Source organism: Microcoleus sp. AT3-D2, from assembly GCF_036705715.1.
Lineage (GTDB): Bacteria > Cyanobacteriota > Cyanobacteriia > Cyanobacteriales > Microcoleaceae > Microcoleus.
In genome coordinates, this window is the sequence record NZ_JAUBVE010000036.1 from 41,160 (window position 1) to 60,455 (window position 19,296).

Consider the following 19,296-nt stretch of genomic DNA (forward strand, 5'->3'; position numbering starts at 1 on the left):
CCATTCCCGATCATGCCCACATCCATTGACAACTTCTACCTAGGCGATGTCGCCTCCAACTTTCACTTTGCAGGCCCGCTGCTAGACTTTGAAGAAGAAATCCAGAATCAATCTCCCTTTCACGATTTAGACTACCTGACAGGCGAAATTAAAAGGGGATTTCTCGACTACGTGCGTCAAGGAATCATGCTGGACGCGATCCGAAAACTGCGATTGTACAAAGACAAGTTCAAAACTTTTAAAAGTTACTGCGAACAAGCATTAGGCAGGCAGTATTTTTACTGCACGCAGATTATCAAATCTGCGAGTATTTGCCTGCGCTTAATTAAAGCAGGATTTGAGATTTTGCCTAGCTGCGTTGCTCAAGTTGTTCCTTTGTTCAAACACGCAATCACCGACCAATACGGCGACAGTCCTTTACAGGAAAAGTGGCAAGAAGTTGTTGATGTCATACCCAAAGAAAGGATTACGGCAGTAACTATTGCCGAAACTGTTGACAACAATCCCAACCTCCGGCTCAAGCAAATTCGGATAAAAACCGACACTTACGCCCTTTTAACGAAAAAAGCAGCCGCAGCCGGGCTGTCAATTTCGGAATTTTTGGCAAGGTTGGTTGACGAATACAATCCCAGAAATTTAGAGCAGCCAGCGGAACATACTCCCGAACAAGAGGAGATTTTAGACCAATTAGACGCGGAGTTTAAGAAGCCGGCAAGGGGACAGGCTTCAACTTCGGCCCCAGGAAAAGTTAAGTCTAAAGGTTTTGGAGTCAAAATTGAGCCTAAAGGTGGTAAAACGGAAGTGAAGGCGAAAACTTCGGAAAGGGAAGTTAAGGCGAAAACTTCGGAAGGTGAAGTTAAGTTAAAAAATCGGCAAACTGAAATCAAAGCCGAGAAACAGTCGAATTCATTTAATGAGAAAAATCATGAAGTCATCTGCCCAAAATCCTATCATGCGTCAACTGAAATTAATGGAGGCTCAACTGAACGAAATTCAGTGCCACCTTATTAAAGCCACTGTGTTGAATTGGTGGCAAATAGTTTTGCCTGACGGACAGAAAATTGCGATCGAGCACGCGGGCGGCGGACACTGGATTTTTCGGGCTAACGGGCTGGAGAAATCTCATCCAGAAGTGCGGCTAGCGGTGTTAAGGGCGATCGCCGAAGGCTGTCGCAGGTAAGTTACGGTTAAGGACACGGCGCGGTGCCGTGTCCCTACTGGGCGAGGGGATTTGAGATGATTTGGGGATGCTGGGGGCGATCGACATTGCTTAAGGTTGCGATCGGAATTTCCCAACTGTGGGGCAAAGTTTAAGGTTCCGGCGTTGTGGGCCCAGGGCTGGTGTCAACGATGTTTTATGGAGTTTGGGGAGCAATGCCTTAGCAGAGCCTATCATACATCTAAGCCAAGCAGCATTAGGCTAGCCCTCAATTCGTGACATCTTCTTCCCAGACTATACTCAAAAAACATCTCCAATAATCAACTTGAAATCCTTGTAGCGAGGTAGCTGAATCTTAATTTCCACAGATGTCTAATACTCTGCCTTACTCGATTTGATGAAGCAATTGCTCAATTGTCTCCACTAACGTTTCAGGCTTAACAGGCTTGGGAAGATGCCTTTGAAATCCGGCTGCTAGTGCTTGCTGTTGATTTGTCTCACCTGCATACGCTGTCAGGGCGATCGCGGGAATCTGTCCTCCCTGCTCTGTGGATAGTTGTCTGACTTGACGAATCAGCATATAGCCATCAATTTGTGGCATTCCAATATCAGCAATCAAAACATCTGGCTTAGATTCATTGAGTTGTTGTAGCGCCTCTGTTGCTGAAGATACAGAGATCACGGTGGCTCCCGCTTGCTCCAAAATACATTGAACTAACTCTAAATTGTCTATTTCGTCATCGACGGCCAGGATACATAATCTAGCCAAGGGTGAAGTGTGAGCTTTGATTGATAGATTGTCCTTCTGCTCAATGTTTACCTCATTGCTTCTGGCTAATAAGGGAAGTGTGACAGTAAATGTTGCTCCCTGTCCTTCTCCAAAACTTTCGGCTTTGACAGTTCCACCATGTAGCTCAACGACGTGACGCACGATCGCTAATCCCAGCCCTAACCCACCAAATGTTCTCGTAATACTGCTATCGGCTTGTCGAAATGTGTCAAAGACATAGGGAATAAATTCTGGATTAATCCCTTTCCCTGTATCCCTGACTTGAATTTGAGCATAGGAATCAATCGTTTTTAACTCAATTTCAACTCTACCTCCAGTTGGGGTGAACTTAATGGAATTGGTGAGCAAATTCCAGACAACCTGTTGCAATCGGGTAGCATCTCCTAACACATCGCTTACATTGGGTTCTACCTGAATTTGAATTTGAATGTTCTTCGCTTCGGCGGCTAAACGAACTGTTTCGATCGCAGCTTTAAGAGTTGTTTTTAAATTAATAGGAGTAGAGTTCAAACTCAGCTTGCCTTGCAGAATGCGAGAAATATCCAGCAAGTCCTCAATCAGTTGAACTTGCAACTGGGTATTGCGTTCAATCGTTTCAAGAGCTACCGCCGTCTTGTCAGAATCCAGGGTTCCCCTTCGCAGCAGCCGAGTCCAACCCAGAATCGGATTCAACGGAGTTCGCAATTCGTGTGACAAGACAGCTAAGAACTCATCTTTAATTCGGTTAGCCGCTTCTGCTTGTGCCCGTGCTTGCGATTCTGACTCGTAGAGTCGTGCTCGGTCGATCGACTGCGCCGATTGCTGTGCCAGTGCCAAAACAAAAGCCTGATCGCTCTCGGAAAGTCGGGGAACGGTCGAAAAACCGAGCGATAGCCCACCAACGGCTTGTCCTTCAATCAACAATGGCACTGAAATCCAGGCTTCTGAACCAACCTTGGCATAAGCTTGGGCTAAATCAGGATAACGGGCAATTCGGTTTTCGATAGTTTCTAGCCAAACAGGTTGCCCAGTTCGCACGGCTTCTGCGAGAGGATAGGGTGCATGAATCGAAAAACTGCGCTGAAATTCTCCTACGTGCTCAAAGCCGATCAATTGAATAATCTCCAGTTCGCTTGTATCCTGGTTTAATACGGTAACCAAACCAGAACTCGCTCCCAGTGCGGACATTCCCTGTTCAATAATGACCTGAGCCACTTGAGCCGAGGTTAGTGATTCAGACACAGCCGTCATCACTGCCAGCAGTCGAGCCGTGCGGTTAGCAGCGAGTTCGGCGGCTAATTTCGCTTGTTGTGTTTCATTATAGAGACGAGCGTTATCAATAGCGATCGCTGCTCGCTGAGCCAAATCTTCAGCCAGGGCAATGTCTTCTAGGCGATAGCGGCGATCGGATTCAGTAAACACAAAGGTAATGCTACCCAACACGCGCCCGCGTGCCTGTAGCGGTGCCATGATGCAGGACTTTAACCCAACTCCACGTAAGATTTGCAGGTATTCAGCATTCGGCACGGCGGCAACTAACTGTTCATCTTTAATCTCAATCGCAATTTCAACCTGTCCTGTTTGTATGACTTTAGCAATGCCATACCCATCATCGAGATGTCTGGGAAAGCGTTCAGCCAACTCCCAGCCAAACTTCACTTTTTCGGGATCTGAATGAGCAACTGCAACACGACCAATTGTGCGATCGTCATTCAGCAGATCAACACTACACCAATCTGCAAAATAAGGAACTGCCAGCTTTGCAACGCTTTGGAGAGTTTGTTCATACTCTAGTGAAGAGGAAAGGACAGCACTCACTTGGGCTAAAAATGCTGATTGTTGTTGACAATTCTCTGCTAAAGCACGGGCTGCCTGTTGTTGAACAAGCTGTACTCGTTCGTCTTCGGTTTGCTTGCGTTCAGTAATGTCGCTGAAAGCAGCAATGATATTGATAATTTGTCCCTCTGCGTCTAACAAAGGGGAAGCATTGATCGAGAGAATCCTGCGAGTTCCATCGGCATGAGTAATGCTATGTTCAATACCATAAACAGGCTCACCTGTTTGCATCACCCTCGCAAACGGCAGTTCCTCTTCTGGGAAAGGATGACCCTCCACGGTTGTAATCAACCAGGATGGATCGTTATAGCCTCGCTCCACAATGTCGCTGCGAGTCAATCTTAAAATCCTCTCTGCTGCCCTATTTGCGGCTATAATCTTTCCGGTAGAATCTAGAATAGTGATGCCATCAGGAATAGTTTGGAAGATGCTGGATAATTGCGCTTCACCCTCACGCAGAGCAGTTTCTGCCTGCTTGCGTTGTGTAATTTCGTGCATCACGACAACAGCACCCTGTTTTTCGCCGTTTGCGGCAATAATCGCCTGTCCAGTTGCTAACAGCATTCGCGCAGTTCCCTGCTGGGGAACAATCATCATTTCCACATCACGAACGTTTTGTCCTTGCAATGCCTGAAACAGGGGAATATCCTCTGTATTCATGGGTGTTTTGCCGTCGGGCAAATACAAGTTATAATACTGGGCCCATTGAGTCGGTGGAACTGGCTGCTGAGGTAATCCATGAAAATCTTTAGCTGCTTGGTTAAATACAGTCAATATGCCATCTGCATCACAAGCCACAATACCAGCTTGAACGTTGTGTAGAATTGCCTTCAAAAAGTCCTGTTCTTTCTGAAGAGTGGCTTCCACCTCCTGGCACTTGGCGATTTCGGCTTTTAATTGTCGATCAAGTTGAGATGTTTGAGTCGTGTCTTGGAAGTAAATAAGTAAGCCATCTTCACTCTTGATGAGGCGAATTCTCAACCACTTGTTGAGTGAGGGGTAGTGTTCTTCAAACTCGATCGCCGTTGGCGTTGCGATCGCTCGATGACAATACTTATATAGCTCAGAGGTAAGATCGACCGCAAATACAGTCCATATATTTTTGCCTATCAGGTGTTGCCGCTCCCTGTTTAAAAGCTGCTCTGCTTTATGGTTGACATAGGTGCAGTGCCCCTCTGAATTAATAGAAATAAAAGCCTCAGCCATGTGATCGACTATCACCGCAAATCGTGCTTCAACTGCTTGGCAATCTGTACATAGCTCTGGAGAAAAATTTATAGTAAGCTCTTCTCGATGATTCAAGGAGTGTGTACGTTCTACATTCATTGCGGTTAGTCCTGCCTATTGACCTATTATGCCAGTTATTGTTAGGGAATCAAGATATAATATGCCCAAAACCTCAGTCATTCAGTGTTTAAGCACACGGGCGATCGCAAATCATGGGACAGCACCGCTAAAAAGTCGTCTTTAATCCGGTTAGCGGCTTCTGCTTGGAACCGTGCAAGGCGATCGGCTTCTAACAGTTGTTCTCTTTCTTGTTCTGCTTGCTTGCGCTTTGTTCACGGGGGGATGGTGCCTACGAGAATCAAGCTAGCGTTTCTTTAACAGCGAACTCATGCAAACTACGCAACTGCCCAGCAACAGCCTCGACAAAACGTGCCGACTGTACTAAATCTCTGGCTAGACATATTCTGTCATTCCTAATTGAGAATGCCAAATCTACCAGTGTGGTTGTAGAAACAACAAAACCCGCTTTGTGGGCAAGTTTTAGGTATGGACAAAACTGGACTCGAACCAGTGACCTCTACAATGGCATTGTAGTGCTATAACCAACTGAGCTATGCGATCGCCGATCGCTTATCCACCGTTAAAAATTTGCTTAGCGGTCAAATTCAACTCGGGAAACACCGCTGATTCAATTCTTTCATCTCCCCGAAACAGCTTAATTTGATACTCACCATCTACTAACTGATAAACCGATAAAGTAGGCTGTTTCGGATAACCAATATAACGGCTACCCCCTAAACCCAAATAATCTACAATCCAATATTCAGGAATGCCTAATGCTTCATAATCAATCATTTTATGTGCATAATCATCGCGCCAATTTATGCTGACAACTTCAATAACTAATTTAACCGAATTTCCCTGACTAATAACTGATTCTCTTTCCCATCGAGACTCATTGGCTTCTACGGCTTGTTTATCTAATACAATCACATCGGGGTCGTAGTCAGAGTTATCGCTAAATTTAATTGTACATTCCTTGGGAATAAAGTAAGGAAGTTGTAATCGCCTGATTTCTAAACCCAATTCTATCGCTTGAAAACCCGCGCTGGCTGAATGTTTACCAGTTGGATTTGGCATTTCAACCATAACTCCGTTATGTAATTCATAGCGTCCGTTTTCTGGTTTCCATTTCAGAAATTCATCAAAACTCATTAACTTGGATATTGCTTGAGTCATGGTAAAGTCTCCAATGCTCTAATATCATTTGATTCTGATTCAGTAGGGTGCGTCAGATTTTTCAGTTCATTATCTAACTAATAGGTTAATAGTCCAGCGAAAGACCACACTCTCGCTAGGACGGCAAACCTAAAACCCCGGATTTATAAATGGTGGAAATTCATGGACACAACTGGACTCGAACCAGTGACCCCTACGATGTCAACGTAGTGCTCTAACCAACTGAGCTATGCGTCCTCACGAATTCCTAATGTAGCAGAACATTCGATCGCCTGTCAAGCATAAATATGATATTTTTTAAGTGGGGACTCTTGACATCGCCCTTAATGCCCAATCCCCCGCCAAATCTTCACAGTTCGATCGCCCGCACCGCTAGCCAAACTCCCCCCATCAGCACTAAACGCCACCGACAAAACCTCCCCCCCGTGGCCCGTCAGAATTTCCAGCAAACCCCCCGTACCCGCATCCCACAAATAAATCGTGCCATCCCGACTCCCCGTCGCCAAAACCCGACCATCGGGACTCAACGCCACACACAAAACATCCCCAGAATTGTCCCTCATACTCCGCAACAGCGTCCCTCGCCCCTGTGCATCCACCCGCCACAGCTTCGCCGTACCATCCCGACTCCCCGTCGCCAAAACAGATCCCCCCCCAGCCCCACCTTGAGAAGGGGGGGAGATAGAAGAAATCGGAGCAAAAACGATCGCCCGCACCCAATCCCCGTGCTCCGCTAGAGTACAAATCGATCGATTATTTTGCCAATCCCACAACTGCACAGTCTTGTCTCGACTCCCACTGGCCAAAAACTCCCCGCCAGCACTAAAAGCCACCGCCTCCACCCCGCCAGCGTGACCAGTTAAAGCCGACATCCGCCTTCCCTTATTCAAATTCCACAACAGCACAGTTTTGTCCCGACTGCCGCTAGCCAAAACTTGACCATCCCGACTAAACGCCACAGCAGAAACCCTGTCAGAATGACCCGTAAGAGTGTACCACCGCTTACCCTTATTCAAATCCCAAATATGAATCATTTTGTCCCGGCCGCCACTAGCCAAAGTCGCGCCATCAGGACTAAACGCCACACAAGTCACCCAGTCAGAATGACCCGTGAGAGTGTACCACCGCTTACCCGCATCCAACTTCCACATCTCAATCGTCTTGTCCTCACTGGCGCTAGCTAAAATCGCGCCATCAGGACTGAAAGCTACCGACGTGACAGCATTAGAATGCCCTACCAGAGTATGAACACACCTCCAAGTAGGCGCGCGTGCGGGCACAACCCGCTGCATCCGGGGCACGGGTATAATTGTGCCTGCAACCGTTGGCGGCACTGCATTCTGCACCACAGGCGTCCTCTGCGGCACGGGAATTTTAGGCGCTGGTAGGGGCGGTGCCCCCGTGCCTGCCCCCGCCGACTGCTGCGGCTGCAAATCTTTCAATACCTCAGCTACAGATTTGTAGCGCCGACTGAGACTCGATTCGATCATTTTGTCGAGGATGCGACTTAATTTCGGATCAATTTGAACCTTCAAAAAGTCTCGCCAAACCCAAGCATCTCGATTGATATCGAACAAATCAAAAGGAGATATTTGAGTCAGCAAATAAATGCAAGTTACTCCCAAACTGTACAAATCGCTGGCATAAACCGCTTGACCTCTAATTTGTTCCGGCGCGACGAATTCGGGAGAACCGATGACTGTACCGGTTTCTCTCAAACCCTCCACAACTTTTGCAGCGCCAAAATCAACTAAAACTAATTCCCCGGTTAATGTTGGGTAAGTATAAATTATGGGAGTTTGAGAAATGCGGCGGCGGATAATATTGGGGGGTTTAATATCTCGGTGAATTACACTGCGATCGTGCACGAACTGCAATACTGGCAATAAATCCTTCAGCAGACTGAGAATCTGACTTTCGCTGAAAGGCCCAGTCCGCCCCAACTCTTCCTGTAAATTCTGACCTTCTATAAATTCCTGTACCAAATACTGATAGCGTTCCTGCTGAAAGTGCGCCAGCAGTTCGGGAATTTGCGGGTGTTTCCCCAATTCGTCCAGCCGCACCGCTTCTCGGTTGAATAATTCTGCTGCTTTCTCGCTGCTGCTAGTACCTTGGGATAGCGGGAAAAACTGTTTAATTGCACAGCGCGGTTTTGAGGGTTTGTCTTGGTCTATTGCTAAAAAAGTGCGGCCGAAACCGCCGCGCCCAAGGGGTTTAATGGCGCGGTAACGCTCTCTGAGCAACAGTTTGGAGCCGCAATTCAGGCAGAATTGGGTACGATCGGCATTTTGCGGTTTTTGACAGGCGGGGTTTAGGCAGTAACTCATAACTGAACCGAGAAGGAATCAGCAGCACATCTCTATGATACTGAGGCCGGGGGGCGATCGACTCTCGCGTTACAATTAAAAACCACAGGACTTTAGTCCTCAGAATTTAAGATGTCGCTTTTACTTTCAGAGCATACTCTTTAAACCTTTCCAAGTCAGCCTGAATTGTCGATTCAACCACGCGGCCGAGAAATAGGTTATCCATCAATTTTCCCAGCCAGCCGGGAATTCCGTAAGCCACTGTCAGCTTGACGATACTGCTGTCTTTGCGATCGTAAAATCTTACGGCACCTCGATTTGGTAAGCCGTCTACCGATTCCCACTGAATTATCTGATTCGGCACTAATTTGAGAATCCGAGAAAGCCAGCTAAATTCTAACCCGCCAGTTGCGAGTTTCCAGCGAGACAACTCTGGATCTTCTTCGAGAACATGAACAGATTCTATCCACTTCATCCAGCGCGGCATTTGCTCTAAATCTGACCAGAGTTGCCATGCTAATTCGATAGGAATTGCCACTTCTACTTGGACGCTGTGTTCTAACCAATCAGTCATGGGATTTTAGATTTTAGATTTTAGATTTTAGATTGTGGATTTCTCGTTTCTGGTTCCCAGGCAGAGCCTGGGAACGCATTTCTAGAGGCTCTGCCTCGCGTTTTCTGTCTAAATACTGGAGGCGGAGCCTCCTGATAGGCATTCCCAGGCTATGCCTGGGAACGAGAGAAAACGAGAGATAACTAATGACTAATGACTGTAAGCTTCGAGAATTGCCTTAGCCGCTTGATGGCCTGAAAGTGTCGCTCCTTCCATACTATCAATGTAGTCTTGCTGAGTGTAACTTCCTGCTAGAAAGAAATTGGCGATCGGCGTTTTTTGAGCAGGGCGGAAAACATCCATTCCCGGTGCTTCGCGATACAAAGATTGAGCGAGCTTAACTACACTGTACCAAGTCATGTTTAATTCTCGCGCTGACGGGAATAAATCCTGAACTTGCTTAAGTACGTGTTGGGCGATCGCCTCATTGCTTTGTTTAATAAACGGATCTCCTGGTGTCAGCACCAACTGCAACAGCGAACCTTTTCCTTCTTGATAATAATCCTTGGGACTTGTCAGTGCCAAATCTGCAAAACAAGAAAAATCTGCATCTGCTGAATATAGCAAATTATCGATTCCTACAGCGTGGCTCAACTGTTTGCGCTTAGCTTCGTCTTCCAGTTCCGTTACCCAACCGTCGAACCGCAATTGTACTGTAGCAACCGGCACCGCATCTAATTTATAAATGTTGTCAAATTCTGACCATTTGCGCCAAGCTGGGGGCAATATTTTCTGAATTCCGGGTACGTCGCAGGCGAAAACGTAAGCGTCTGCGGTAATATTTTCTTCTGTTTCGCCGTTAGCTACTACCAAGCCTGTCACGCGGGTTTCTTCGCCTTCTTCAAACTTAATTTCTCGGACTCTGCGCCGCGTGTAAATTTTTGCTCCTTTCTTTTCCAAATATTCCACAATTGGTTTGTGCAAATATTCGTTGGGAGAACCAGCTAGCATCCGCATGACAGAGGCTTCGGTTTTTGATGCAAAGAATTGAAAGATTGTCAACATACACCGGGCAGAAATATTTTCAGTGTCGATAAAACCCAGTGCGTAGGCGATCGGATTCCACATTCTTTTGAGCGAGTTTTGGTTGCCACCTTGACTGCGGAACCACTCAGCAAAGCTAACTTTATCCAAATCGCGGATAGTTTTCATTGCCCCGTCAAAGTCTATCAAACCTCGGACGATGGGGCTAGTTCCCAGGGCGATCGCATTTTGAATTTTGTCTTGTACCGATAGCTGGGATGTAGTAAAAAATGCCTTCAATCCGTGCAAAGGAGCACCCACTGGAAAGCGAAAATCCAAAGAACCAGTTTCGCCGCCTCGATTGATAAAAGTGTGGACGTGTTCTTTGAGGAGCAAATCGTCAAAAGCCCCCACTTTTTTCATCAGGGCAAATAAGTTATAATAGCAGCCGAAGAAGACGTGCAAACCCATTTCAACATGATTGCCGTCGGGATCTACCCAACTGCCAACTTTGCCGCCAACAAAGGGGCGGGATTCAAAAATTTCTACTTCGTGGCCGGCCTCCACTAAATCGACTGCTGTCGTCATTCCAGCCAGTCCCGCACCTGCGATCGCAACCCGCATTGTACCTATCCTTTACAGTATTTTTACCAATTGTAACAAAAATTATAATTTCCGAAACATTCAAAGTTCATAAATGCCGATCGACACTTGTACAGCCCTCTGAATTCTTGCTAGGACATCGGCACTAAGTTGACCGTAAGGGCCTTGTTCGAGGAATGTCTGCCGCAAAGCAGAAACGTTTTCACATACAGCTAGAGAATCAGCTTGCAATCCTCCCTCACCTGCCGGAATCAAGACACGAGTAGAATTTTCTACTCCTTGCCGGTTACTTGTGAAAGGAACAACAATTACAGAATCAGTAAACTCGTTGCGGATATCGGGAGAAACCACAACTACAGGTCTTTTTTTGGTATCTCCTAACTGACGTAAAGCCCTAGAAATATAAATCTCACCTTGGCGGGGATAAGTTTTTGCTGTTGAGTTAGAGTCCATCGCTGATCCATGTTTCTTCTATCTGTTCCTCTACAAAATTAAACCACTCTTTTTCCTCCTCAATATCCTCGGGGCTGCGGTTTTGATAAAACTTCCGCAACTTATCTTCTATTTGCTTAGCGTACCAGAGACGGAGAGCTTGTTCGATCGCCTCCGTCCAATCATCAGTAAGTTGGTCTATTTTATCAGCGAATTCAGCATCAAGGGCGACTAACACTTCTCGCTTTTGAGTAGAATTTGACATAATCATTCTCCTTAATAATTTAAAAACTATGGTGCGCTGGGGCGCACCTTACAAATTATTTTTACATCTTCCTTCTTCCTTCTTCCTTCTTCCTTCTTCCTTCCTTCTTCCTTTAAAACATTGGCATCAACTGAAGTGGCCCGATTCCCAACTCTTTAGCAGACACCCAACGCACCTCAAGCAAAGCGATCATATCCTTAAACTGAGGCTGACCGCGAGAAGCACCCATCAATCCTTTAGCAATAATCAAACCGCACCAACCGTTGGTTAATTTACAGCGGCGATCCCACTTCTTGCGAGCTTCCTGATGCACCGGATCGTCTTCATTAAACTCCCCAAACAAATACAGATCCCCATTTTTAGTTTGCAAAATACCCAAGTCGTATTGCTCATCCTGAAAAGGATTTTCGCCCGGATTAAAACCAATCCCTTTGACGCCTCCAGCTTCTTTCAAATCCTGAATCATAGTTTTTGCCTTCGGATGAGAAGTTTGGATCATCACCACTGGCAAACCATCTCCGGCGGCATTAATATCAATTTCTGCACCTTGGTGAAACTGGACACTTTGGCGCAGGAAATCTACCGTTTCCCAAGGTACGGCGCCGAGACTCAAAAATGAATTTTGCGGCACCAAATCGTCCCGCAGCAGTGGCTTGTCAAATTCATCATCATCATCATCATCGTCATCATCGTCATCACCGAGCATCTGTAATAATTCGTCTGACACATCGGGCATCGTGGAAACTTTAACGGATACCTGTTGAATTTCTCCGTCGGGCTGCGGCACAGGGATGCGGTAGCGACTGCTAAGAGTGGGAAAAGTGTCTGATCCCAATTTCCGGCGACCGTTGCGGAAAAAACGGTGAAATGCTTCGAGAGCAACTAACATCGTGAGGGCTTCTTCTTCGTAAAGAATCGATCGCAATCCTTCTAAAGGATGTAGGTTGCCGAAATTTGGTTCAATTTCCGATGGAGGCAAATCGGCTAAATCAATGTCTTCCTCGTCGTCCTCATCAATATCGGTGGCACTTTCAAAGGTAACAAACAAACAGTCTTGCCCTAAAAAAGCCTGTTCTAAATCTTCAAAAGATTCATCGTTGTTGACGACTCGTTCTCGAAACCGCTTCAAGGATTCTAGAGAACGGTACAGTAAAACTCCGTAATCCATTCTGCCTTGCCCCAATACGGACACGTAGAGGCTGGCGACATCCCACTGATTGATTTCAATAGATATAATTTGGTGTTCGCTCAAAGTCCGCCACGGAGCATCTTGCCAAATTTGAGCAGCTTTTTCCATTAAAACTTCAGCATACTGAGGGGGCAACTCAGGAGGTCTGTTGATCGCGACCTCTTCCATGCCGCGAAATATTTCGTCAATTAGGGGCAATTCCGGCACGTAGTCAATGGAAATGCCTAAATCTTGAAGTACGCCCCGCAGATAAAATTGAATTTCTCGGTTTTTGACTACTATTTTTTGGGGGCGGACTGCGGGAGCCGGACTTTGGGGATGTTCCATTGCCCGTAGCAATGCCCGGACGAGCGCCTCTGGGCCGGCATCTGGACCTACCATGTCCATAGCCCTCACGACTCCTTCAGAGCCATCGACCCAGAGAATGCACTCGCCACCAGCTTCTAGAACGTCATCGTCATCTAGCATCATGTGTGAGTCAGCATTAGATAAGGGTCGGCGATCGCCCTCCCACACGCTGGGAATTTGAGGTAAGTTTTGTAGCCGACGAAGAGTAGTGCGATTCAGCGCTGCCATAGAGTAAGCCCGTTGGGTGAAGCATTGTTGCGGTGCCGATAGCCGGTCAACCGCTGCTTATCAATCATAAACCCTATAGGGGGAGAGGACATCAAGCTGGGGAACGAGGCCCCACGGGAATTAAAAATTAGAAGGTAAAAATTCAGCCTTCAGCATCTAACTCAAGGCCTTCTGGCGAATGCCTGTACAATGGAGGCATAAGATTAACTCTTTTGGCGTAAGTCCCGCGCTGTAATTGTACTCAATTGGGCGTCGGGATATAAGCCAAGCAAGGCTTGTGAAAAAGAGCGACAAGTTCCTAATTTCTCTAGCAAAAAACGTGTAAAATATAAGTGGTTGCAACCCACCCACTCGACTGCAAACAACAGGCTACAGTAGCACTAAGATGCTTGGCAAGGACAACAGACCGCGAGAAAGGGGGAAAGAACAGACCGCTGGTTGACAGGGTACGCCCTGTTGTGAAATATAATCCATGTTTGTTGTACGAAAGAGTTTTTTGCCTTGGGAAACAGGGTTTCTGCGTGGGTTCCCTAGGAAGGGATAAAGGGTGTAAAAGCCCAGAGATGCTGTGTCAGACTCGGATCGTCTTCAGTGACGAATACCCACCAATGGGATACCCAACAGAGCAACGGCAAACGAGACACGAAGCGCGAACTATAACGGTATTCCGTTTAGTTTGGGTATTTCACACTCTTAGCATTAGACAATCTCAGGAGTTCGGCAAATTATGACTCAAGCCATTTCTGAAAAGCGCGGCATTCAAATGACGGACTCTGCTGTCCGTCAAGTTTTAGCTCTCAGAGAGAAACAAGGTAAAGACCTCTGCTTGCGGGTAGGGGTGCGCCAGGGCGGATGCTCTGGAATGTCCTACGTGATGGATTTCGCAGATCCCAGCACTGTCAAATCCGACGATGAAGTGTTCGACTACGACGGTTTTCAGGTCGTTTGCGATCGCAAGAGCATTCTTTATCTCTACGGTTTGGTTCTCGACTTCAGCGATGCTATGATCGGGGGCGGCTTTCAGTTTACTAACCCCAACGCAACTCAAACTTGCGGTTGTGGCAGTTCATTTTCTACATAAATGGGAAAATAGGGCGTGGGGCAGAAAGTTGTTAACTGCCCCACGCCCTTTTCCATGCAACATCCCAAATCTAAAATCTAAAATCGAATGACCCCTGAAGAATTGTTTAAAGACGGTTTCGATCGCTACCAAGCTGGCGAAGCCCCGGCTAATCTGATCCCCGTGTTTAAAGAAGTGTGCGAAAAAGCTCCCAAAAATGGCAATGCCTGGGCTAGCCTCGCGTGGCTCTACCTGTTGGAAAATAAACCTGCACCGGCTCAAAAGGCAGCGAAAACAGCCGTTAAATTAAACCCTCATGACCCCCAAGCTCGCATCAACCTAGCAGTAGCGATCCTTGATCTCAAAGAAAAAGGAGTGCGCCCCCACGTAGAAGTGGCTCAGCAACTCCTGATGGCTTCCGAAGAGTTACTCGACGAAGTTAAAAAAAATTTTGAAGAAGGATTAAAGAGAAAACCCGACTGGAAGAGTCTAGCCCGCGTTAAACAGTGGCTTCTGGAGGCGTAACCGCGCAAACAAGTCGATTTTTGGGCGGGGATCGAAGAAATCGGGTTTGTGGTTTATTACGAGATCGTAATAAATCAATAAATAACTTTATGGAAAACTCAGAAAGTCAGTGCTAGTATTTGAAAACTTAGACGATTGACAAACCCGCTCAGCGGTTTTCAGATTTTACTACGACAATACTAGGAGTTGTAAAAACATGAGCAATGAGAGCCACGTTAACATCAAACCAGCAACCCGCAACCATAAAGGTTTCTTTATTCAGCCCGCTTCTTACAAATTGATGAGCATAGATAAATCTGGCTGGGCATTGATTTGCATGGACAAAGCAGTTTGTCACTATGTAGATCCTGATGATTTGCAATTGCCCAATAAGTCGGGAATGTCTGAAGGTTAATTCTGAAGTTTTGAGAGACTTTAAGATGCTTTATTTGAGTAGCTGCCCTCCCTAGAGAGGCAGCAACTTTTTTAGTAAGAAAAAAGTCCGGCAACAAAGCAGTGTACCGGATTTAAGGGATAAAAGGATAAAAGGAAGAATTATTAATTCCCGATTCCCGATTCCCTAATGGGTAGATTTCAAAGCAAAAAGCATCTCCAACTGAGCAGTTGTCGGTTGTGTAGAAGCTGTGGCTACGCTAACTCCTCGGAGAGAATTGAGCATTTCAGCGACGGGCGGCGAAACTAAATTTGGCTGTACTGCGAGCAAATATTGGTTAGCCCAAGACATGGTTTTTTCCATATCTATGTAAAAGTAACCTTGGTTGGCCCGCGGTAAAGAAGTAGCGATCGCCTGAAAACTCGGACTGCTGCTTAGCGGCTGGGGTGGCGTCGAAGTAATCACATCAACTAAAGGCCCGCCGAAAGCTACAAACACAGAATTTTCATTCAGCCAACCGTGCCCGAATAAAGTGCCTTGCTGGGGTATTTTCCATTCCGTAACTTCCTTTCCTTGAACTTGTCTGGGGGCGACGCTGACTGTAGGATTGCTTTTGGCGATCGCATCGAGTTTTTTCAGGGTTGCTTCTGCAGCAGGGCGATCGCTCGTTTCAAAAATCATCGCCGCCCCCATTCCCAACTGAGACAAAATCCCTTGATTGGAACCGATCGCCCCGATCGCAAATTCCCCATTCATCCAACCAAAAACATCACGATCCGCATCTAAATCCAACCGCTTAAAACTATTCCTCACCTGCTGAACCCCCCTGTCAACTTCCGGGCTATCTTGTGCCTGGGCGGTTACTTGTGACCAAATTTTATCGATTCCCTTGCCGCCGACTAAAGCAATAGTTTCATCCGGAAATCTGGGCAACAATTTCGATGCGAATTGTGGATTTTTCTGCACGAGTTGAGGGTCTAACTGAGCAATAGTTTTTACCCTCAATCCCTCACTATCCGCTCCAATTCCCGCTACAAAAGACTTGACTTGTTTGAACTGCGAAAACACTGTCCAAGGCAACTGGATATCTGCGGGCAAATTAGCTTTCAATTGCTCAATTGCAGCAGGATAGTCAGCAATATAAACAGTTGCGATCGGATTCTGGACACCAGCACTCTCTGCAAAAAACTTAGTTGTGCTCGGCTGCGTAGCGAGAGAGGGTTCTCCTTTAAAAGTATCGATCGCCAATTCCACAGGCTTTTTCAAAGGAGCCATCACTAATTGGTCGTTCAGCAAAGCCAAACTGTAGCGCTTGCCAGTTGGCTCTGCAATTTCAAAAATTTTAACTCCTTTATACTCGGTTTCTTGAGTAGTTGCACCGGGCTGAGATTTTAATTTATTAGCAAAATTCCAAGCGCTAATTTTATTTTTCACGCTGACTACTACCAGCAGTTTTGGAGGCTCTGTATTCGTCACAGCATCAGGGGGCAGCAAAGCGACCATGACCCCCCCTAACCAAGGTTTTAAGTCCCTGTCAAAGTCGATTTGAGTGCCTGCCAAGCTTTGTTCTTGAAAGGTCTTCAAACCCTGACCGACCAACTTTTGAGCCCCTGGCGTGCCAAATCGCTGCAACTGGGCCAACGCTTGGGGATTGGGGGAGATGAATGCGGCCATCATTGCTTCGTCGGGCACAACTTTGGCGCTGTCTTGAGGGTTGGATACTTGTTGGCTCAAACCCTGGAAGTAAAAGTAGACCGCAACGCTACCTGCTGCGGCGATGGAGGCAGCAATTAGAAGCTTTGATTTTTTTGCAGGCATGGTTTGTGTTCCTCGCGTCCCATATCAGTTTAATCAAAATACACTTGGCTTGTGGGGAGGCGATCGGGGCTGCTGTTTATTTTTGTATGATTTAACACAAGTTTGGACGATCGTCTAAACTGCTAGAACTGTGCATTATTGGTAAAAGATGAAAGTAGCGATCGCGGGAGCAACGGGATTTGTAGGTAGCCGGCTGGTGGAGAAACTGCAAGCTGCGGGACATCAAGTGGTGGTTTTGAGCAGGGATGCGGCGAAGGCTAGCCGAGTTTTTCCGGCTTCAGCTTATCCGAATTTAGAAGTTGTCGCCTACACTCCGGCGTCGTCTGGTGATTGGCAAAAGTCGATCGCGGGCTGCGACGCTGTTGTCAATTTAGCAGGGGTTCCGATTGCGGAGGAAAGGTGGACGGAAGCGCGCCAGCAAGCAATTCTGGACAGTCGCAGACTGACGACGGCAAAATTGGTGGAGGCGATCGTCAATGCTAATCCTAGACCATCGGTGTTTGTTAGCGCATCGGCGATCGGCTATTACGGAACCAGCGAAACCTCTGAGTTTGACGAAACGAGCCTCGCGGGAAACGATTTTTTAGCAGCAGTTTGCAAAGACTGGGAAGCAGCCGCCCAACCTGCCAAAAATGCGGGAACGCGGTTAGCAATTTTGCGGCTGGGGATAGTTTTGGGAATGGGAGGCGCGTTGGCAAAAATGCTGCCACCTTTTAAACTATTTGCAGGCGGGCCGCTGGGCACTGGGAAACAGTGGTTTTCTTGGGTTCATCGCGAGGATGTGGTTGATTTAATTTTGTACGCTTTGCAAAATTCGCAAGTTGAAGGCGTTTTGAATGCGACATCACCGAATCCGGTGCGGATGAATGAATTGTGCCAAACTTTAGGGGAAGTTTTAAAGCGGCCTTCTTGGTTGCCGGTGCCAGGTTTTGCTTTAGAAATGCTTTTGGGAGACGGAGCAAAACTTGTTTTGGAAGGGCAGAAAGTGTTGCCGAAACAAACTTTAGCTAGTGGTTTTCAATATCAATATCCGACGCTGAAATTAGCACTCGAAGAGATTTTATCGGGAAGTTAGGAACCTACGGAATAGAACCCGCCGAATAGAATTCGGATGCTCCACAAACAAAGTCCGCCTGCGCGGACTCAAAAATTCCTCGTTACCAGGCTCTGCCTGGTAACGCATATCCAGAGGCTCTGCCTCGCTTTCCCCGAAAGCAGATGAACCATCAAGAAATAGCAACCGGGTTGACAATTCCCGCCGAACTCCCATTCCTTGAAGCTATCTGCTGGCAAATTGCTGATGTAAAAAAATTGAGTTTCAAAGAAATGCTATGCCGCTACGAATCTGGCTGGCATTATTGGGGAGTTTTGGGAACACCTAGCTTTGAGGAACTGGCTTTTATTCAACAAATCAGCCAACACTATCAGTCTTGGTTAATAGCCGAACTGGGAAGCAGTTTTGCACCCAAAAATCCAGAAAATTGGGTAAGTTCTCAAGCAATGTTTAAACGCAAAATTCATCAAAAGATATTAACTGTACTCAGCCACTTGAATGTCAAATTTCTACAGGAATGTCGGGCGTATTTTGGCGGCGGAACCCTGGTAAGTATGGAACACGGAGAATATCGGTTGAGCCAGGATATTGACTTTATGTGTCCGATGGATGATAGCTACCGTTTTCTGCGCCGCAAGGTTGCAGAAGGAGGCTATGATGCGATTTTTGCTAATCGCGATTCCCTTGGGGATAGCTTCGCTTCACGCATTGTTCTCCCGAACGATATTCAAGCCAACCAGTATGGGATAAGATTTCCTGTTATTGTTGACGGCACTACTATTAAATTCGAGATGGTTTGTGAAGGGCGAATTGAGTTTGGCGAACCCAATTATCCAAATTGGTCGCCTGTTCCTTGTTTGAATCAAATTGATAGTATAGCAGAAAAGTTGTTGGCTAATGCCGATCGATGGCCGAGCGATCGGGTAAATTCTAGAGATTTAATCGACTTGGCTATGCAAAGGTTAGCGACTCCGATTCCCCAAAGGGCGATCGACAAAGCGGAAGCAGCTTATCAAGTTATGGAACCACTCGATCGAGCGATTCAGTATTTCCAAGATCGTCCCGATTATCGGGAAAAATGCTATGAGGTTTTGAGTATTGCAGAGCCAAATAAAGTTATTGACGGTATCGATTTACTAGCTCAGGATTTAGGTCGGGAAATCACAGTCAGGACATTTAGCGAGACTATAAATGATGTTGACAATTCCTAGTTAGGGCTTGCTGAATAAAGGTCAAAAGATTTACGAGGTTTGGGTTATGCGAGCGCACGATGGGCACTCAGGTCGCCG

16 protein-coding genes and 2 tRNA genes are annotated in these 19,296 nt (G+C 46.6%); 7 read left to right on the forward strand and 11 right to left on the reverse strand.

Annotated features, from left to right (window positions below; genetic code table 11):
- Positions 1-12: 12 nt before the first annotated feature.
- A complete protein-coding gene (locus tag QUB44_RS16485) occupies positions 13-1,011 on the forward strand; it encodes a hypothetical protein (RefSeq protein ID WP_333369343.1) in 999 nt (332 codons plus the stop codon).
- Positions 953-1,180 carry a hypothetical protein gene (locus QUB44_RS16490; RefSeq protein ID WP_333119698.1) on the forward strand — a complete coding sequence of 76 codons (228 nt, stop codon included), beginning with the start codon at positions 953-955 and terminating at the stop codon, positions 1,178-1,180. The genes QUB44_RS16485 and QUB44_RS16490 overlap by 59 nt, the downstream gene beginning before the upstream one ends.
- A 364-nt stretch (positions 1,181-1,544) precedes the next feature.
- Here QUB44_RS16490 and QUB44_RS16495 read toward each other — a convergent pair whose 3' ends face one another.
- The 10 genes from QUB44_RS16495 to QUB44_RS16540 form a co-directional block, all read right to left on the reverse strand.
- Positions 1,545-5,090, reverse strand: a complete 3,546-nt coding sequence (locus QUB44_RS16495) for a PAS domain S-box protein (RefSeq protein ID WP_333369345.1) — start codon at positions 5,088-5,090, stop codon at positions 1,545-1,547.
- Between the two features lie 448 nt (positions 5,091-5,538).
- Positions 5,539-5,606 (reverse strand) — tRNA-Gly (locus tag QUB44_RS16500).
- 15 nt (positions 5,607-5,621) lie between these two features.
- Positions 5,622-6,230, reverse strand: coding sequence for a Uma2 family endonuclease (locus QUB44_RS16505; RefSeq protein ID WP_333369347.1), 609 nt, complete (start codon positions 6,228-6,230; stop codon positions 5,622-5,624).
- A 163-nt stretch (positions 6,231-6,393) separates the two neighbouring features.
- Positions 6,394-6,467 (reverse strand) — tRNA-Val (locus QUB44_RS16510).
- 86 nt (positions 6,468-6,553) lie between these two features.
- Complete coding sequence (locus QUB44_RS16515) at positions 6,554-8,557, reverse strand: serine/threonine-protein kinase (RefSeq protein WP_333369349.1); 2,004 nt, start codon at positions 8,555-8,557, stop codon at positions 6,554-6,556.
- Positions 8,558-8,663: 106 nt separating this feature from the next.
- Positions 8,664-9,110: an SRPBCC family protein gene (locus tag QUB44_RS16520; protein ID WP_015175311.1), complete on the reverse strand. Its 447-nt coding sequence runs from the start codon at positions 9,108-9,110 to the stop codon at positions 8,664-8,666.
- Positions 9,111-9,299: 189 nt separating this feature from the next.
- Positions 9,300-10,736: a 9,9'-di-cis-zeta-carotene desaturase gene (gene zds / locus QUB44_RS16525; RefSeq protein WP_333369351.1), complete on the reverse strand. Its 1,437-nt coding sequence runs from the start codon at positions 10,734-10,736 to the stop codon at positions 9,300-9,302.
- Between the two features lie 60 nt (positions 10,737-10,796).
- Entirely contained in the window at positions 10,797-11,168 is a 372-nt protein-coding gene (locus QUB44_RS16530; protein ID WP_333369353.1) for a type II toxin-antitoxin system PemK/MazF family toxin, read from the reverse strand.
- The gene (locus tag QUB44_RS16535; protein WP_333369355.1) at positions 11,158-11,412 is read right to left on the reverse strand and encodes a hypothetical protein; all 255 of its coding nucleotides are present in this window, start codon (positions 11,410-11,412) and stop codon (positions 11,158-11,160) included. Before QUB44_RS16535 ends, QUB44_RS16530 begins: the two co-directional genes overlap by 11 nt.
- A 112-nt stretch (positions 11,413-11,524) precedes the next feature.
- A complete protein-coding gene (locus QUB44_RS16540) occupies positions 11,525-13,177 on the reverse strand; it encodes a DUF6930 domain-containing protein (protein ID WP_333369357.1) in 1,653 nt (550 codons plus the stop codon).
- A gap of 727 nt (positions 13,178-13,904) precedes the next feature.
- On the opposite strand from QUB44_RS16540, the gene QUB44_RS16545 reads away from it, so the two are divergent.
- From QUB44_RS16545 to QUB44_RS16555, 3 genes are all read left to right on the forward strand, one after another.
- On the forward strand, positions 13,905-14,258 hold the full coding sequence (locus QUB44_RS16545) for a HesB/IscA family protein (protein WP_006632680.1): 354 nt from the start codon (positions 13,905-13,907) through the stop codon (positions 14,256-14,258).
- An 87-nt stretch (positions 14,259-14,345) separates the two neighbouring features.
- Positions 14,346-14,762, forward strand: coding sequence for a tetratricopeptide repeat protein (locus QUB44_RS16550; protein ID WP_333369359.1), 417 nt, complete (start codon positions 14,346-14,348; stop codon positions 14,760-14,762).
- Positions 14,763-14,958: 196 nt separating this feature from the next.
- Positions 14,959-15,156 (forward strand): hypothetical protein, encoded by a 198-nt coding sequence (locus tag QUB44_RS16555; protein ID WP_190743630.1) that lies wholly within the window; start codon positions 14,959-14,961, stop codon positions 15,154-15,156.
- A 165-nt stretch (positions 15,157-15,321) separates the two neighbouring features.
- Here QUB44_RS16555 and QUB44_RS16560 read toward each other — a convergent pair whose 3' ends face one another.
- The gene (locus tag QUB44_RS16560; RefSeq protein WP_333369361.1) at positions 15,322-16,953 is read right to left on the reverse strand and encodes a DUF3352 domain-containing protein; all 1,632 of its coding nucleotides are present in this window, start codon (positions 16,951-16,953) and stop codon (positions 15,322-15,324) included.
- Positions 16,954-17,101: 148 nt separating this feature from the next.
- On the opposite strand from QUB44_RS16560, the gene thyD reads away from it, so the two are divergent.
- On the forward strand, positions 17,102-18,028 hold the full coding sequence (gene thyD, locus QUB44_RS16565; protein WP_333369363.1) for a thylakoid membrane protein ThyD: 927 nt from the start codon (positions 17,102-17,104) through the stop codon (positions 18,026-18,028).
- Between the two features lie 143 nt (positions 18,029-18,171).
- Positions 18,172-19,218 (forward strand): nucleotidyl transferase AbiEii/AbiGii toxin family protein, encoded by a 1,047-nt coding sequence (locus QUB44_RS16570; protein ID WP_333369365.1) that lies wholly within the window; start codon positions 18,172-18,174, stop codon positions 19,216-19,218.
- Positions 19,219-19,296 lie beyond the last annotated feature (78 nt).

Coding starts and splice junctions, on each gene's coding strand:
- QUB44_RS16540 (WP_333369357.1), bottom strand. CDS start 13,177: ATGGCAGCGCTGAATCGCACTACTCTTCGTCGGCTACAAAACTTACCT.
- QUB44_RS16570 (WP_333369365.1), top strand. CDS start 18,172: ATGAACCATCAAGAAATAGCAACCGGGTTGACAATTCCCGCCGAACTC.
- QUB44_RS16490 (WP_333119698.1), top strand. CDS start 953: ATGCGTCAACTGAAATTAATGGAGGCTCAACTGAACGAAATTCAGTGC.
- zds (WP_333369351.1), bottom strand. CDS start 10,736: ATGCGGGTTGCGATCGCAGGTGCGGGACTGGCTGGAATGACGACAGCA.
- QUB44_RS16505 (WP_333369347.1), bottom strand. CDS start 6,230: ATGACTCAAGCAATATCCAAGTTAATGAGTTTTGATGAATTTCTGAAA.
- QUB44_RS16530 (WP_333369353.1), bottom strand. CDS start 11,168: ATGGACTCTAACTCAACAGCAAAAACTTATCCCCGCCAAGGTGAGATT.
- QUB44_RS16545 (WP_006632680.1), top strand. CDS start 13,905: ATGACTCAAGCCATTTCTGAAAAGCGCGGCATTCAAATGACGGACTCT.
- QUB44_RS16555 (WP_190743630.1), top strand. CDS start 14,959: ATGAGCAATGAGAGCCACGTTAACATCAAACCAGCAACCCGCAACCAT.
- QUB44_RS16535 (WP_333369355.1), bottom strand. CDS start 11,412: ATGTCAAATTCTACTCAAAAGCGAGAAGTGTTAGTCGCCCTTGATGCT.
- QUB44_RS16520 (WP_015175311.1), bottom strand. CDS start 9,110: ATGACTGATTGGTTAGAACACAGCGTCCAAGTAGAAGTGGCAATTCCT.
- QUB44_RS16550 (WP_333369359.1), top strand. CDS start 14,346: ATGACCCCTGAAGAATTGTTTAAAGACGGTTTCGATCGCTACCAAGCT.
- QUB44_RS16495 (WP_333369345.1), bottom strand. CDS start 5,090: ATGAATGTAGAACGTACACACTCCTTGAATCATCGAGAAGAGCTTACT.
- QUB44_RS16485 (WP_333369343.1), top strand. CDS start 13: ATGCCCACATCCATTGACAACTTCTACCTAGGCGATGTCGCCTCCAAC.
- thyD (WP_333369363.1), top strand. CDS start 17,102: ATGAAAGTAGCGATCGCGGGAGCAACGGGATTTGTAGGTAGCCGGCTG.
- QUB44_RS16560 (WP_333369361.1), bottom strand. CDS start 16,953: ATGCCTGCAAAAAAATCAAAGCTTCTAATTGCTGCCTCCATCGCCGCA.
- QUB44_RS16515 (WP_333369349.1), bottom strand. CDS start 8,557: ATGAGTTACTGCCTAAACCCCGCCTGTCAAAAACCGCAAAATGCCGAT.